This is a genomic window from Caulobacter sp. GW822-FHT01G02, assembly GCF_058802865.1.
In genome coordinates, this window is sequence record NZ_JBXAON010000003.1 from 669,823 (window position 1) to 685,329 (window position 15,507).

The 15,507-nt window shown below is 66.8% G+C and carries 13 protein-coding genes; 8 read left to right on the forward strand and 5 right to left on the reverse strand.

The genetic code is table 11. The annotated features are described in order from the left end of the window. The first annotated feature begins 69 nt into the window (after window positions 1–69). On the forward strand, window positions 70–1,554 hold the full coding sequence (locus tag AC1RNC_RS12080; RefSeq protein WP_492886485.1) for an amidohydrolase: 1,485 nt from the start codon (window positions 70–72) through the stop codon (window positions 1,552–1,554). Window positions 1,555–1,646: 92 nt separating this feature from the next. Continuing rightward, window positions 1,647–1,883 carry a hypothetical protein gene (locus AC1RNC_RS12085; RefSeq protein WP_492840440.1) on the forward strand — a complete coding sequence of 79 codons (237 nt, stop codon included), beginning with the start codon at window positions 1,647–1,649 and terminating at the stop codon, window positions 1,881–1,883. A gap of 285 nt (window positions 1,884–2,168) precedes the next feature. Here AC1RNC_RS12085 and AC1RNC_RS12090 read toward each other — a convergent pair whose 3' ends face one another. After that, window positions 2,169–2,576 (reverse strand): Ca2+-dependent phosphoinositide-specific phospholipase C, encoded by a 408-nt coding sequence (locus AC1RNC_RS12090; protein ID WP_492886488.1) that lies wholly within the window; start codon window positions 2,574–2,576, stop codon window positions 2,169–2,171. Window positions 2,577–2,586: 10 nt separating this feature from the next. Between AC1RNC_RS12090 and AC1RNC_RS12095 the strand changes: the two genes are divergently transcribed. The 6 genes from AC1RNC_RS12095 to AC1RNC_RS12120 all read left to right on the forward strand — a co-directional run bounded on the left by AC1RNC_RS12095 (window position 2,587) and on the right by AC1RNC_RS12120 (window position 9,519). Next, the gene (locus tag AC1RNC_RS12095; protein WP_492886490.1) at window positions 2,587–2,811 is read left to right on the forward strand and encodes a GNAT family N-acetyltransferase; all 225 of its coding nucleotides are present in this window, start codon (window positions 2,587–2,589) and stop codon (window positions 2,809–2,811) included. Between the two features lie 396 nt (window positions 2,812–3,207). Continuing rightward, the gene (locus tag AC1RNC_RS12100; protein ID WP_492886492.1) at window positions 3,208–3,666 is read left to right on the forward strand and encodes an RNA polymerase sigma factor; all 459 of its coding nucleotides are present in this window, start codon (window positions 3,208–3,210) and stop codon (window positions 3,664–3,666) included. After that, window positions 3,660–4,637, forward strand: coding sequence for a FecR family protein (locus AC1RNC_RS12105; RefSeq protein WP_492886494.1), 978 nt, complete (start codon window positions 3,660–3,662; stop codon window positions 4,635–4,637). The genes AC1RNC_RS12100 and AC1RNC_RS12105 overlap by 7 nt, the downstream gene beginning before the upstream one ends. 106 nt (window positions 4,638–4,743) lie before the next feature. Then, window positions 4,744–7,227, forward strand: coding sequence for a TonB-dependent receptor (locus AC1RNC_RS12110; RefSeq protein WP_492886496.1), 2,484 nt, complete (start codon window positions 4,744–4,746; stop codon window positions 7,225–7,227). Between the two features lie 71 nt (window positions 7,228–7,298). Continuing rightward, window positions 7,299–8,210 (forward strand): metallophosphoesterase family protein, encoded by a 912-nt coding sequence (locus AC1RNC_RS12115; RefSeq protein ID WP_492886498.1) that lies wholly within the window; start codon window positions 7,299–7,301, stop codon window positions 8,208–8,210. A 238-nt stretch (window positions 8,211–8,448) separates the two neighbouring features. Continuing rightward, a complete protein-coding gene (locus tag AC1RNC_RS12120; protein ID WP_492886500.1) occupies window positions 8,449–9,519 on the forward strand; it encodes an ArsO family NAD(P)H-dependent flavin-containing monooxygenase in 1,071 nt (356 codons plus the stop codon). A 463-nt stretch (window positions 9,520–9,982) separates the two neighbouring features. Here AC1RNC_RS12120 and kce read toward each other — a convergent pair whose 3' ends face one another. The 4 genes from kce to AC1RNC_RS12140 all read right to left on the reverse strand — a co-directional run bounded on the left by kce (window position 9,983) and on the right by AC1RNC_RS12140 (window position 15,352). Continuing rightward, entirely contained in the window at window positions 9,983–10,915 is a 933-nt protein-coding gene (gene kce, locus AC1RNC_RS12125) for a 3,5-dioxohexanoate:acetyl-CoA acetone transferase (protein WP_492886502.1), read from the reverse strand. Between the two features lie 97 nt (window positions 10,916–11,012). Beyond that, window positions 11,013–11,999 (reverse strand): alpha/beta hydrolase, encoded by a 987-nt coding sequence (locus AC1RNC_RS12130; protein WP_492886504.1) that lies wholly within the window; start codon window positions 11,997–11,999, stop codon window positions 11,013–11,015. A gap of 66 nt (window positions 12,000–12,065) precedes the next feature. After that, complete coding sequence (locus AC1RNC_RS12135) at window positions 12,066–14,300, reverse strand: TonB-dependent receptor (RefSeq protein WP_492886506.1); 2,235 nt, start codon at window positions 14,298–14,300, stop codon at window positions 12,066–12,068. Between the two features lie 137 nt (window positions 14,301–14,437). Further along, the gene (locus AC1RNC_RS12140) at window positions 14,438–15,352 is read right to left on the reverse strand and encodes a LysR substrate-binding domain-containing protein (RefSeq protein ID WP_492886508.1); all 915 of its coding nucleotides are present in this window, start codon (window positions 15,350–15,352) and stop codon (window positions 14,438–14,440) included. Window positions 15,353–15,507 lie beyond the last annotated feature (155 nt).

Consider the following 15,507-nt stretch of genomic DNA (forward strand, 5'->3'; position numbering starts at 1 on the left):
GCTTCGCCCTACGTCGTATAGATGGGCGCCCGTCTGGCGTCGTCCTTCGCCACCCGGGGAAACCGTTCCATGAAGCTTTCCGCTCTGAAGCTCGCCCTTCTGTCCGCCAGCATGGCGACGAGCGTGCTCGCGACCCAGGCCCACGCCGCGCCGCTCAACGACGCCGCGCGCGCTCAGATTCTGAAGGCCGTCGACGCCGACGCCCCGCAGATCCAGGACGCGGCCCTGAAGATCTGGGGCTTCGCCGAGGTCGGCTATCAGGAGGTCAAGAGCTCGACCCTGCTGCAAGGCCAGCTGAAGACCGCCGGCTTCGACGTGAAGGCTGGCGTCGCGGGCGAACCGACCGCCTTCGTGGCCAGCTTCAAGAACGGCGCTGGCCCGGTCATCGCCATCCTCGCCGAGTTCGACGCCCTGCCCGGCCTGGCCCAGACGGTCGCTCCGGTCAAGACCGGCATCCCTGGCCAGATCGCCGGCCACGGCTGCGGCCACAACCTGTTCGGCGCCGCCTCGGTCGGCGCCGCCGTCGCCATCAAGGATTGGATGGTCAAGAACAACATCAAGGGCGAGCTGCGCGTGTTCGGCACGCCCGCCGAGGAAGGCGGCTCGGGCAAGGTTTATCTGGTTCGCGACGGCCTGTTCAACGACGTCGACGCCACGCTGCACTGGCACCCGGCCAATGCGAACTCGGCCGTCCAGGGCGTGTCGATGGCCAATATCAGCGGCAAGTTCCGCTTCCACGGCGTCTCGGCCCACGCCGCCGGCGCGCCCGAGAAGGGCCGTTCGGCGCTAGACGGCGTCGAGGTCATGGACGTCGCCACCAACTTCCTGCGCGAGCACACGCCCGATAAGACGCGCATCCACTATGTGATCACCGCCGGCGGCACGGCCCCGAACGTCGTGCCGGACTTCGCCGAGGTCTACTACTACGTTCGCCATCCGGACCCGGCCGTCGTCAAGGACGTCTGGTCGCGCGTCGAGAAGGCCGCCGATGGCGCCGCCCTGGCCACCGGCACCACCGTCGACAAGGAGATCACCGGCGGCGTCTACGCCCTGCTGCCCAACGACACCCTGGGTCGCGTGATGGACGCCAACCTGCGCAAGGTCGGCGGCATCACCTGGACGCCCGAGGAGCAGGCCTTCGCCAAGAAGATGCAGGAGAGCCTGCCGGGCGCGCCGTCGATCGACACCGTCAAGACGATCGAGCCGTACAAGATCGAACTGGAAGGCGGCGGCGGCTCGACCGACGTTTCGGACATCAGCTGGGTGACGCCGACCGTCGGCCTGGGCACCGCCACCTTCGTTCCGGGCTCGGCTGGCCATAGCTGGCAGAACGTGGCCGCCGCCGGCTCGTCGATCGGCGTCAAGGGCGCCGTCAACGCCGCCAAGACCCTGGCCCTGACGGGCGCGGATCTCTTCTCCAACCCCGACGTGGTCAAGAAGGCCAAGGCCGAGCTGGACCAGCGTCGCGGTCCCAACTTCGCCTACAAGGCCATGCTGGGCGACCGTCCGCCGGCGCTGGACTACCGCAAACCCGCCTCGGCGGGACGCGAATAACGATCGCTCCCCCCCCCCCAGCGATCGTCAGCGGCCGGCGCCGACCTCCCAGGCGCCGGCCGCGCCCCCTTCGACGTCCATTGGAGTTCGACGTGATCCAGACCATCACCATCAGCCTCGAGCGCTTCGAAGCCCTCAAGTCCGCCTTGCCGGCGATCACGCGCGAACATCTCACCGACGTCTATGGAATCAGCGAGACGACCTGGACCAAGCTGCGCAAGGGTGAGCCGATCAAGCTCAAGACCTGGGAGCGGATCCAGGCGCGACTGGCGCGGCGGATACAGACAACGCCGCCGAACTTCGATACCGCGCGGTCCGAGGCCGCGTGACCGTCGCCGCCTAGACGACGACCTCTTGGCGCTCGTCCAGCCCTATGAGGCGTTTCGCGAGCGTCTGGCGGGGCTGAAAGTGGCGCTCGAAGCTGAGCGGCCGGCCACCGCGACACCGGATCGGCCAGCAGACGATCCGCCACCGACCGTTGAGCCGCCTTCCTCCGATGAGGTCGAGCCAGACCGACCGGCGGAGCACCCCTGACGGGATTTGATCCGGGCCTCGGGCCGGCCCCGATGAACAGGTCCCGAATCTGGGGTGATCTTGAGACCGCTAGTGGCGCGTCATCGACCTTCCGAAAGAGGATTGGCGCGCGCCACGCCGCCGTGCGGCAGCCGCACGACATAGGGCGTGCCATAAGCATTGCCCGGATGCTCGAAGTCGGTCGAGACAATCTGAGCGCCGCTGGCGAAGGCCGCGTCGGCGCGGGTCAGGTCGTTGGTCTTGGCCTCGTAGGCCTCGATGTCCGATCGGGTGCGGATTATGTAGCCCTGGCGGACGTATTGGCGGATCTGGTCCTGGCGGACCAGGGCGTTGTCGAACATCAGAAAGGCGGCATGGTCCTCACCCGGCTCGGCGCGCAGGAACGCGACGCGGCCCTTCAGCGACGGGTGGCCTTCCAGGTAGCCGCGCGTGCCCGCGTCGCCGGTGACGGTGTATCTCGATCGTAGCGAACGCGAATGGAAAGCCATCGATCTGTGCTTGCTGACCAAGGCGCGCGGCGCGGGCGTCGGCGGCGCCCTGATCCAGGCGGTCCAGGAGGCCGCCGTCGAGGCGGGCGCTGACGCCTTGACCCTGTATGTCGAGAAGACCAATCACAGCGCCCGACGCCTCTATACGCGGATTGGCTTCGAGGCGGCGCCCTGCCCCTTCCCCACCCACATCCGGATGTGGTGGGGCGTCCCGGGCGCGAGCCGGTCCATGTGATACAGGCCCGACGTTGAAACGGCCGCCGTCCCGATTGGAGAGAGGAACCTGGCTTGCTTCTGGTCGTACGTGGCAGGCAGGCGATCGCGCATAGTCGGAGACACGCGCCAACGACAAGCAATCTCGCGCGAGGAAATCAGCTCTCGGCCCAACACACCGACTTGCTCAGCTGGATAGTCTCGGTGCAGTTGGCCATGACCGAGCAACCCGCCGACATCGCGCGGGAAACAATTGAGGTGCTGTTCGACCTCTCCGCGTCGAGCAGGGCAAGGGCCGCCACGCCCTTGCGGACGTCAGCGTCACAAAACTGGGGCCGAAATGTCGGATTTGCCCCCCCCCTTCGTCTACGGAGATGGGCGCGTTCGAAGGCTGGCCATGAATGGGTTGAAGCAAATCTTGCGTAAGGCCCGCGGAGCGGTCATCCGACGCGGCGTCCTGGCGCAGGACGCCGAGGATCTTGTCCAAGAAGCCTTCTTGCGGGTCGAGGCGTTCGGGCGGCGTGAGGGCGGCCCCGTCACCGAAGGTCGCGTCGTGGTGGCTGCGGTGAACTTGTCGATCGACGCGGCGCGGCGCCGGCGGGCCGCGCCCTTCATCGACCTCGACGACGCCGCGCAGCTGATCGCCGATGAAACGCCGGCTCCGGATGAGATTCTCCGCGCGCGCTCCAAGCTTCGTCACGCGGCCAAGGGATTGGAACGCTTGCCCGAACGGACGCGCAGACTTCTGCTGGCGCGCCGGATAGACGGACTCAGCTACGCCCGGATCGCGGAGAAGGAGGGCATGAGCGTCGCGGCGGTGGAAAAGCACGTCGCGCGCGCGACCCTTGAGCTGACGAAGTGGATGGACCAATGGTGACACCGAATGCATCGCGCCGCGACCGCGTTCGGGCCGAGGCCGCCGTCTGGTTGACACGCATCCAGCGCGAGACCGGCGTGGAGGAGAGCCGCCAGGCCCTGCAGGACTGGCTGGCGCTGGATCCCGAGCACCGGGTCGCCTTCCAGCAGGTCACCGAAACCTGGGAGTTCCTGCCCGGCGCGGTGGCGTTGATGTCGCCACGGCGCTCAGCGCCCGTGCGCTCGAGCCGAGGTTCCGCCCCTCGCCGCTCGGCGATCCGACCCGCGCTGATCGGACTGGGGCTGGCGGCCTGCGTGCTGGCGGCCGTCGGGGTCATCTCGATCAAGGGCGGGCCGGTCTATGTCACCGACGAGGGGCAGCATCGCGCCATGACCTTGGCGGACGGCTCACGCTTGACACTCAACACCGACAGCCGCGCCAAGGTGATCTATACGGCGACCGAGCGCCGGATCCGCCTGGATCGCGGGGAGGCGGCGTTCGACGTCGCTCACGATCCGGCCCACCCGTTCGTCGTCATGGCCGGGACGACGGAAGTGCGTGCTCTGGGCACGGCCTTCGTGGTGCGACGGCAGGGCGATCGAGTCTCGGTGACTCTTGTGCGCGGTAAGGTGGAGGTCTCTGGCCGGGGCGCAGACCCGCGTGGCGCCAAGCGGGTGTTGGCGATCCTGACCCCAGGCCAGCGGCTGCAGGTGGCGCCGCAGGCGCAACCCCAGCTCGACACGCCCCCGATCGAGATGGTGACCGCCTGGGAGCAAGGCGAAGTGATCTTCGAAGGCGCCACCCTGGCCGAAGCCGCCAACGAGATGAATCGCTATGGACCCATCAAGGTCACGGTCAACGCCGATGTCTCGGACCTGAGGATTTCCGGCGTCTTCGCGACCAACCAGGCCGCCGAATTCGCCGCCGCCGCGGCCCAGCTCCACGGGCTCAAGGTCGTGCGCCGGGAGGATGGCCTGGACCTGCGGCGATAGACCCGGCCGCCGCCACGTCATGAAATCTTCATGTCGGATCGGCGCGAAGGCTTCGTTTCCCTTGTGAGGGTCCCGCAGGATCCTCGCCAGTCTTCAGGGGATCCAGATGCTTTTCAAACACGCCGCTTTCGCAAGCGCGGCCGTCTCGGTAGTGATGGCCGCCGGAGCGGCCCAAGCCCAGGCCCAGTACGCCTTCAACCTGCCCGGCCAGTCTCTCGAGCGTTCGCTGACCGCCGTCGGTCGTCAGGCCCAGGTCAATGTGGTCTTCCGCCCCGAGCAGGTCAGCGGCAAGGCCGCCGAGCCCCTCAAGGGTCGCTTCACCGCCGACGCCGCGCTGCGCCGACTGTTGGTCGGGTCGGGGTTGGACGTCCAAACGACGCCGGGCGGCTCCTATCTGCTGGTCGAGGCTCCCGCCCAACCCGCGCAGGCTGAGATCGCGGCGGTCGACGAGGTCGTGGTCGTGCTGGGCCGCGGGCGCACGCGCCAGATGCAGACACTCTCGAGGGCCGAACTGAACAAGCTGGCCCCGGGCACTTCACCTCTCGCCGCGCTGAACAAGCTGCCGGGCGTCAACTTCACGTCATCCGACCCGTTCGGCGCCTATGAATGGGCCCAGCAGGTGACCATCCGCTCGTTCACCACCGACCAGATGGGCTACACCCTGGACGGTCTGCCACTGGGCAACATGCAGTACCGCAATAACAACGGCCTGAGCATCGGCCGCGCGCTGCTGACCGAGAACAACGGCGCCACCTCGCTTTCACAGGGCGGCGGCGCCCTCGGCACAGCCTCGACCAGCAATATCGGCGGCACGATCGATTTCACCTCCATCGACCCGACCGACGCGTTCGGCGTCGATATAGCCGGCACCTACGGCAGCGGCGGCACCTGGCGCGGGTTCGCGCGGCTTAACACGGGCGAATTGCCTGGCGGCGGCAGCCTCTACGCGGGTTATGCCCGGCAGGACACCAAGAAGTGGAAGGCCGCTGGCGAGCAAAACATCGAGCAGGTCAATGTGAAGTTCGTCCAGCCGCTGGGCGAAGCCGTGCGTTCGACCACCTTCGTCGACTATGCCGACCGCCGCGAGGACGACTACGCGGACTTGTCCTTCGCCCTGGTCAATCGGCTGGGCTGGAACGTCGACACCATTAGCGACAACTTCGCCCTGGCCGAAACGCTCGCCACCGCCCTGCAGACTGGCGCCACCGTTCCTAAGCCGTATCTCAACGCCGACGACGTCTACTACAACGGCGGCGGCGTGCGGCAGGACACCCTGGTCTATGAACGGCTCGACTACGACCTGACGCCGTCGCTGTCGGGTTCAACGACCGCCTACTATCACCGCGATCACGGCATCGGCACCTATGCGAGCCCCTACGACGCGACACCGCAGGCGTATGGCGGATCGTCGGTCTCGGTTTCAGCGCTGCGCTACGACATCGACCGCGCCGGCCTGATCAGCCGCCTGAGCTACACGTTGGGCGATCACAAGTTGGATGCCGGCGTCTGGTACGAGGACAACGACTTTCACCAAGCGGCCTATCTCTATGGCCTGACCAAGGGCGTTGCTCCGACCAATTTCCAGCGCTTCTACGACAATCCCTTCCGCACGCGCTGGGACTATCGATTCAGCACCAAGACCTACCAGTTCCATGTCGGTGACACCTGGTCGGTCACCGACGACCTGAAGGTCAACGCCGGCTTCAAGGCGCTGAAGGTCACCAACGAAGCCAAGACGATCACCAGCAAAACGCCGATCAATGGCACGATCGAGGCCAAGGACTACTTCTTGCCCTCGGCCGGGATCCTCTACCGCCTCGATGAGCGCAACGAGGTGTTCGCCGGCTTCACGCGCAACATGGCCGCCTTCGTGGCCTCCGCGTCCAGCGGCCCCTTCTCGACCACCCAGGCCGGCTTCGACTACATCCGCAAGGACCTGAAGCCCGAGAAGACCCGCACCCTGGAGGCCGGCTATCGCTATTCCAGGGACGGGCTGCAGGCCACCGTTACCGCCTATGACGTCGCCTTCCAGAACCGCCTGCTGGCCACCTCGATCAGCGCCACGATCGTCGGCAACCAGAACGTTCTGCAGAATGTCGGCGGCGTGACCTCGCGCGGCGTGGAGACGGCGATCAACTGGCGCTTCGCGCCCGACTGGTCGCTGTTCGGCAGCTTCGCCTACAACGACGCCAAGTATGACGACGACGTCAGGCCGCTCGGCGGCGCGGCGATCGCGACGAAGGGCAAGCGCGTCGTGGCCGCCCCGAAGACCGTCGGCGGCGCCGAACTGGCCTATGACAACGGCGCGGTCTGGTCGAAGATCACGGCCCACTATCAAGGCGAGCGCTTTTACACCTACCTGAACGACTCGCCGGTCAAGAGCTCGACGGTGTTTGATCTGGCGGCTGGCTATCGCGTCCCTCGGACGCGCGTCGAGGTGCTGCTGAACGTCACCAACCTGTTCGACAAGCGCTACTACTCATCCGTTGGCACCAGCGGTTTCGTCAATTCCGACCCCACGGGCTCGTACACGACGCTGCAGCAAGGCGCGCCCCGCCAGGTGTTCGCCACCGTGCGGGTCAGCTTCTAGTCTGGACCGATCGCCGCCGAGGTCCTCCTCGGCGGCGGCGCTTTTCGAGCGAGATAATGATCGAGACCGCCATGAACCGTCGATCCCTGCTTCGCGGAGCGCTGGTCTCCGCCAGTTGCGCCGCTACCGCGACCGCCCAGGCCAAGACAGGGGATTTCAAGTTCGTGTTCCTCAGCGACACGCACATCCAGCCCGAGGACGGGGCGGTCGAGGGCGTGCGTCGCTGCTTTGCCCAGGTGGCGGCCAGCGACGCCGATTTCGTGGTCCATGGCGGCGACCACGTGTTCGACGCCATGGAGGTGGGGCGGGCGCGCGCCGACGCCCAGATGGCGCTCTATCGCGAGTCCGAGCGCCTGCTGGGTAAGCCCGTCCGTCACGTCCTGGGCAACCACGACTGTTTCGGGCTCTTCGAAAAGAGCGGGGTGGACCCGTCCGAGCCCGGCTACGGCAAGCGCTATTTCACCGACCAGTTCGGGCCGACCTATTACGGCTTCAGCCACAAGGGCGTGCGCTTCCTTGTCCTGGACTCGATCGGCTTCAAGGGCCGCAACTACGAGGGCCGTATCGACGCCGAGCAGCTGACATGGCTGCGTGGCGAGTTCGCGATCCTTTCGCCCTCGGATCCGGTGGTGGTCCTGACTCACATCCCGTTGGTGACCGCGCTGGAGTGCTACGAGCCCGAAGATTGGGCGGCCTCGCCCTATGACTGGACGCGGGTGATGAACGGCCGTGAGGTGATGCGACTGTTCCAAAACCGCAATGTGCTGGGGGTGCTGCAGGGACATGGTCACGTATACGAGACCGTCGAGGTCGCCGGGGTGCGCTATATCTCCAGCGGCGCGGTCGCCGGCGCGGACTGGCGTGGCAGCTTCTTGGGCACGCCCGAGGGCTACCTGGAGGTGACCATCGCCAACGGTCGTCTCGATACCCAATTCAGAACCTATGGCTTCACGCCGCCACGCCGACGCGATGTGCCCCTTTGACGCGAAAGCCGCCGCTACGGGTTCGCCCTCGTCGCGGCTGAAAGGCACCATGAACCGCCGTTGGCTCCCTTCCAGAAACACGACATTGGCTAGGAGCCATTGGCCGCCCCATCGTCTAACGCCAACCGATTTTGATGCAGCGCATGGAACGGGTCCTGTTGGGCAATCAAGTTTCGGCCCAGAAGCGCGCATTCTGAGGCCGCCGCACGGACGGCATTCGCCACTGGAGACCTCACGAATGACGGCGGCATCCGCGACAAGCTTCGACGTAGTCATCATCGGCGGCGGGCAGGCCGGACTGGCCACGGGCTATTTCCTTCGCCGAACCGGCCTGAGCTTTGCGATCTTGGACGGCGAGCCAGATCCTGGCGGGGCTTGGCGCCATGGCTGGGATTCGCTTCGGCTCTTCTCACCCGCTGAGTGGAGCTCGCTGCCCGGCTGGCCCATGCCCCCCAGCGGCGAAGCCTATCCCACGCGTGAGGAGGTGGTGGCCTACTTGGCGGCCTACGAGGCGCGTTACAATCTGCCGGTCATAAGGCCAGCGGAAGTCGAACTTGTTCACGCTGAACAGGATGCGCTTGTCGTGGAAACCTGCCCTGCGACGTGGCGGGCCCGCGCTGTGGTGAGCGCCACCGGCACTTGGCGCGCGCCCTATAGACCGCCCTACCCGGACCAAGCCCGTTTTGAAGGCGTGCAAATCCACTCGGCTCAGTATCGCCGCCCGGAAGAGTTTGCGGGACAGCGGGTGCTGGTCGTTGGCGGCGGCAACAGCGGGGCGCAGATTTTTGCGGAGGTGTCGCAGGTCGCCGACACGACGTGGGTGACACAGGAACCGCCAACCTTCCTGCCGGACGAGGTCGACGGGCGCGTGCTGTTCGAGCGGGCCACTGCCCGCTGGCAGGCCAAACAGGGGATCGCCGCCGATGCGCCGCCGCCGGGCGGGCTCGGCGATGTCGTGATGGTTCCGCCGGTCAAGGCGGCCCGCGACCGCGGCGTGCTGAAGGCGGTTCGCCCTTTCGAGCGCTTCACGCCACGGGGCGTCGTCTGGCCGGACGAGCGAGAGACCGAGGTCGATGCGGTGATCTGGTGCACAGGCTTCCGGCCGGCGCTACAGCATCTGGCCGCCTTAGGCTTGGTTGAACCCTCTGGACGGGTAGCGGTCGACGGCACGCGGTCCATCAAGGAGCCGCGCCTGTGGCTGGTGGGCTATGGCGAGTGGACGGGATTCGCGTCCGCCACCTTGACCGGCGTCATGCGGTCCGCACGGGACACCGCGCGCGAGATCGCCCAGGTGCTTGCGCCAGCCTAGCCTCTCGCGGGCGGAGAGCCGTCCACAGCATCAAGAGCTAACCCTAGAACCGCTCCAGGAACCTGACCTTCGGGAAGCTCCCCGACTACGGCGGCGGCCGAGCCCGTTGGTAGCGCGCCACCATGGGGTTTCCTCCCCCCTCGGACGCGCGAGGTTGTGGATCCCACTGGCAGAGTGAGCGTGGCGCCCTGTCCGCCGATCCATTTGAGCAAATCTTCAGTGCCAACGCCCTTTAGGCCAAGATAGTGCGGTAGATAGGCGCTCGCCCTGGTCCAGCCAGACAAAGCCGCATCCACACAGTCCTCGGTTCGCCATGACGATGCTTTCGGACAGCGGCTCCAACGCCGCGTCGCCCGTAACGTCCCAGCCTTCGATATCACCTCGTCCAAAATGACCACTCGATCCCCTGACGTCAGATCTTTCGACTTGCCTCTGGGGGCTCTAGCGTCGGGCCGAGCGCCCGCTAAAAACCGACACGGTCGCCGCCTTTAAGGCCGAGCAAAGCCCGCGCCTCGGCCGGCGTCGCCGGCTCCAGCCCCATTTCGCCGAGGATCCTCCTGACCTTGAGCACCTGCTCGGCGTTCGAGGCCGCCAGCTGTCGCCTGCCGATGAACAGGCTGTCCTCCAGGCCCACGCGCACGTTTCCGCCCAGCAGCGCGGCCTGGGTGCAAAATGGCATCTGGTGGCGGCCCGCCGCCAGGACCGACCATTGGTAGGCCTCGCGGCCGAACAGGCGGTCGGCCGTCTGCTTCATGAACATCAGGTTTTCGGGGTCGGGGCCGATCCCCCCCAGGATGCCGAACACCATCTGGATGAGGAACGGCGGTTTGACCAAGCCCTCGTCGACGAAATGGGCCAGGTTGTAGAGATGACCCACGTCGTAGCATTCGTGTTCGAACTTGGTTCCGGCGCCGGCGAGCGTCTCCAGGATCGTGCGAATGTCGCGGAAGGTGTTGCGGAAGATGTAGCCGTCCGAGTCCCGGACATAGGCCTCTTCCCAGCCATATTTCCACCGCGCGATCCGCTTGGCCGCCGGGAAGAAGGCGAAGTTCAGCGAGCCCATGTTCAGCGAGCACATCTCCGGCTCGAAGGCCAGGGCGGCGGCGAGCCTGTCCTCGACGCTCATGGTGGCGCTGCCGCCCGTGGTGATGTTGACCACCGCGTCGGTGGCCTGCTTGATCACCGGCAGGAACTGGCCATAGACGGCCGGATCGCCAGTCGGCGAACCGTCCTCGGGGTTTCGCGCATGCAGGTGGATGATCGCCGCGCCGGCCTTGGCCGCCTCGATCGACGCCGCGGCGATCTGGTCGGGCGTCAGCGGCAGGGCGTCCGACATCGACGGCACGTGCGCGGAGCCGGTGATCGCGCAGCTGATAATGACCTTGTTGCTGGACATGGCGAGGCTTTCCGCGGGCGCGCCGCTTGGGCGCGCCGGCTGAGGGAACGGGGCGATTGGGGGAGCGCGGGAGGGACGGCAAGTCCCCCCGGCCAGGCTAGGACAGGGTCTTGGCCCAGTCGGTGAGCACCTTCACGTAGCGCGCCGGATCGGCGATGTGCATCTGGTGCATGGCGTCCGGCAGCAGGGCGAAGTCGAAGCGGACGCCGGCACCCTCGACGAGGCGCCTGACTTGTTCGACCTGGAAGTCGCTGATCGCGCCGATCAGGTTGCCGGTCACCGGGTCGATCGCGCGCATGTGCTGAGTGAGCAAGACAGGGGTCTTGACCTGGGAGAGCAGCTTATCGTGCGGGCTGCTCTGAGAGACCGTGCCTTGGAAGAAGGCCCTGCCCCATTCGGGATCATATTCCTGGATGTTGAGCGGCGGCTCCGGGCCGGTCAGGGGCGAACGCGTCGCGGCGATGGCCGGCGCGAACCTGACCAGCGCCTCGGTGAACCCGCGCCAGTCGCCGACCCGCCACTGGTCGCCGAGATAGTCGTTGAACATCTTGAAGATCGGCCCGCCGGCCTGAAGGATCGAGTGCCCGTGGGCGGGGGTGCGCTCGCAGGCGAATAGCGGCGGATCCTCCAGCAAGGCCGCGCGGATCTGGCCGGGCATGGCGTAGGCGGCGAGCCAGGCCGAAAGGACCCCGCCCGAGGAATTGCCCGCCACGATCACCGGCCGCTTGACCACCGTGGCCAGGAACCGGACCAGGTCATTGCCGAAATTGTCGAAGGTGTAGCGCGCCGGGGTCCAGGTGCTGCGCCCCTGTCCGCGCAGATCCACGGCGAAGACATGGAAGTCGGCTTCGAGCAGCTTCATGGTCTGCTCGTAGCCCCACCAGGATTCGGTCTGGCCGGGGATCAGCAGCAGCGCCGGCTTGTCCGGCGAGCCGGCCTCGGCGTAGTTCATGCGGATCTCGCCCAGGTCCACCTGCTTTTCGGGATAGCCATGCGGCTTGAAGACGTTGCGATTGGCGGGCGACACCGCCGCGCCCTCGTCGCTCACATTGCCGGTCTTCGGGGTCGTCTGGTCCGCGCTCATGGATGCACCTCTACAGATATGCGTTTCGCGGCCCTGGGGCCGTCGTGTCCTTTGATCCCGGCGCGCCTAGAAGTTGACGCGCGCGGAGACGCCAAACTCGCGCGGCCGGCCGACATCGTAGTGCGCCGTACCGACATTGCCTGAGTAGTCGACGCCCCCGACATAGTAGTGCTTGGCCAGCAGGTTGGTCCCAAAGAGGCCGATCGTGTAGGCCGCGCCGGCCGGCGTGTAGTCGATGCGTCCGCCCAGCAGTCCGTAGCTGGGCAGCAGCAAGGCGTCGGAATCGGTGGGGGTGCTGCGCTGGTCGTCCTCGAAGGCGTAGTTGAGGGTGGTCACCACCTTGCCGGAGGCCAGGTCCAGGGTGTGGGCCGCGCCGACGGAATAGGTGACCGGCGGAGCCCGTTGCAGGTCGCTCTTGAGCGTAATGCCGCTAGCCTTGCCGATGTCGGTGTAGCGGATGTCGAGCCAGGCGAAGTTGCCGAACAGGCGCAGATGGTCGCCGGCCTGGGCCGACCAATCCAGCTCGAAGCCGTAGCTGCGCGCCTTGCCGGCGTTCTGCAGGATGACGCTACCCTGGTTGAGCACCGGATTGGAAAGCACCACCTGCTGGACCTGGATGTTGGTCCAGTCGACATAGAAGGCGGTGGGATTGATCGTGACGCGGCGATCGAGGAACTGCATGCGCGCGCCGACCTCGTAGCTGGTCGACTTCTCGGGGGCGAAGGGCTGCAGCTGGGGCAGTTGCAGGGGGTCGTAAGGATTGAAGCCGCCGCCGCGGAAGCCGGTCGAGAGGCTGGCATAGGTCATCACGTCGCGACGCCACTGATATTGCAGGCCGGCATGGAAGGTGCTGCTGCGGAACTTGTCGGCCGCGGTGGCCAGCGTCGCCTTGGTGATCGGGTCCTGAGCGAGCACAGACTTGTGGTCCTCGCTTAGGCGAAAGCCGCCCAGAAGGCTCAGCTTGTCGGTGACCCTGAGCGAGCCGTCGACGAAGCCAGCGTAGGACTTGGTGTCGCGATCTTCGACGGGCGCCGGCGGCGCGGGCGCGCCCAGCACGTAGAAGGGGGCGATGAGATTGCGGATCGGCTGGCGCTGGTTGAAGTAGAACCCCCCCGCCACGAAGTTGAGGCGCCCGTCCAGCATCTGCCCGTTCAATTGCAGCTCCTGGGAGAAGGCGTAGGTCTGGGCGGGGCGTACGCCGCGCCCGAAGATCGAGGCGATGGTGCCGTCCAGGTCGAACGACTGCTTATTGTAGATGTCCTGCCAGCCGGTCAGGGACTTGAGGGTGAAGCCCTCGGCGATGCGCCAGCCGGCGGTGACCAGGAAGTTCTTGTTGGTCGTCTGGCTGAACTCGGGCGCGTCGGTTCCGGGCTGGCAGTAGAAGCACCGCGATTTCAGGCTGTCGGTGTAGGGCGGCAACCCCAGGGCCGGGGCGACAGCGATGTTGTAGATGAAGGGCACGGTGGCCGGCCTGGGCGAGATCGGACCAGGAATCCGGTAGGCGAAGCCGTCGAGCTCGTCGCGGCTCCACTGGCCCGAAACGTCGATCCAGCTGTCCTCGGTCGGCTCGATATGGGCCTGGCCGCGGATCAGGTCGGTCGTCGTCCCGCCCGCGCGCGAGCCGTCGGTCTGGCGGCGCACGTAGCCGTCCTGCTCAAGGTGGCCCCCTGACAGACGAAGGGCCGCCCGTTGGCCCAGCGGGACATTGACGGCGCCGCTGAGGTCATAGCGTTGATAGTTGCCGGCGGTGGCCGCCAGGTGGCCGTCGAAGGCGCCAAGCTTGGCGTTGCGGGTCGTATAGCGGATGGCGCCGCCGATGGTGTTGCGGCCAAAGAGCGTTCCCTGCGGCCCGCGCAGCACCTCCACGCGCTCGAGATCGACGATCTTGAACAGCGTTCCCGAGAGCGAAGGATAGTAGAAGTCGTCGACATAGACCCCGACGGCGGGCTCGGAGCCATTGCCCGATCGCTGCTGGCCCATGCCGCGCAGGAAGAAGGTGGCCGAACCGCCGCCGTCGCCCGCCGTCTGGGTGCTGACCTGCAGGCCGGGCACGACCGACATCAGGTCCTGGGTGCTGCGCACGTTCAGGCGATCCAGCGATTCCGAGGACAGGGCCGTGACCGCAACGGGGACGTCCTGGAGGCGCTGTTCGCGCCGCGAGGCCGTGACGATGATCTCCGACAGGGTGTCGTCCAGGCCCTTCGCCGCCGGCGCGCCGGCCTGTTGGGCCCAAGCGCCGTGGCCCGTCGCCAAGGCCATGGCGGCCGTTGTCGCGAGCAGCCAAAATTTATCGCGCCCCATGCGCTGTCCTCCCCCTTGTTATCGCCCATTGGGCGGCGGTCGAGCCGCATCTTGATAAGGGGGTTCTAGCGCCGTCTTGCGCCGCTGAACGATGGCAAAATCAGGTGATCGATGGCGAAAAGCCATCACTCATGCGCCTAGCCAGCGGCATCGGCCTGGACGTGACGGCCGCTGGCGCGCCGGAAGAGATCGGCGAGGAATTCGGCGGCCGGCGTCAAGGGCAGGCGGGCCCGGCTGACGATGCAGACGGGCGGCGCCGGGAGTCGCTCGGCGATCTCGATGGGTTGGAGCAGTTCGCGCGTGCCGACGAACTCCAGCCATTGCTTGGGCAGCATGGTCAGCAGGTCCGAATTGGCCACGGCCAGCATGATCGCCATGGTCGAGGCGGCGGTCATCTCGACGATCGGCGGCCGCAGGCCAAAGTGCTCGAAGACCTGGGCGAGCTCGGTGGCGTTGTCGACCGCCACCAGCGTGCGGATCCATTTCGCATCGGCAAGCTCGGCCAGGGTTTTGGCGGCGGCCTTGGGATGGCCCTTGCGGCCAAAGACCAGACGGGTGTTGTCGAACAGCTTCTCGACCACCAGTTCGCCCTTGGGCGGAGCCTCGGGAACGGGGCCGACATAGAAGTCGATCGCCCCTTCGAGCAGCGAAGCCTCCGCGGTCGGGAAACTGCCTTCCCGCAGCGTCAGATAGACGTCATCGTAGCGCCGGCGGAAGGGCGCGATCACCCGCGGCAGCAGCGACATCTGGACGGCGCTCGACAAGGTCACCGCGACTTGGCCGCTGGCCTCGCCGCGCATCTGGGCGATCTCGTCGACCGCCAGGCGCAGCTCGTTCTGTATCGCACCGGCGCGGCGCAGGAAGGCTTGCCCCATGGCGGTGGGCGACACCCCACGCGGGTGGCGCTCGAACAGAGCCACGCCGAGCTCCTGCTCGACCTCCCGGATGCTGCGGGTGATCGAAGGCTGATCGATGCCCAGGTGGCGCGCCGCGGCGCGCAGGCTGCCGCGTTCGGCGACGGCGGTGATAGCGCGCAGGTGCCGAAACTTCATGTCGATCATCCTCCTGTCGCCACCACGCCTAGCCCTCTCGAGCCGGCGACGCAAAGCCTCAGTGATGGGCTTTCGCCATCGCAGACGAGCGTTTGCCATCGTTCGCGCAACGCACGTTCCCCTAAAACGCGCAGGGCCTGCATGGCGCTCGAACC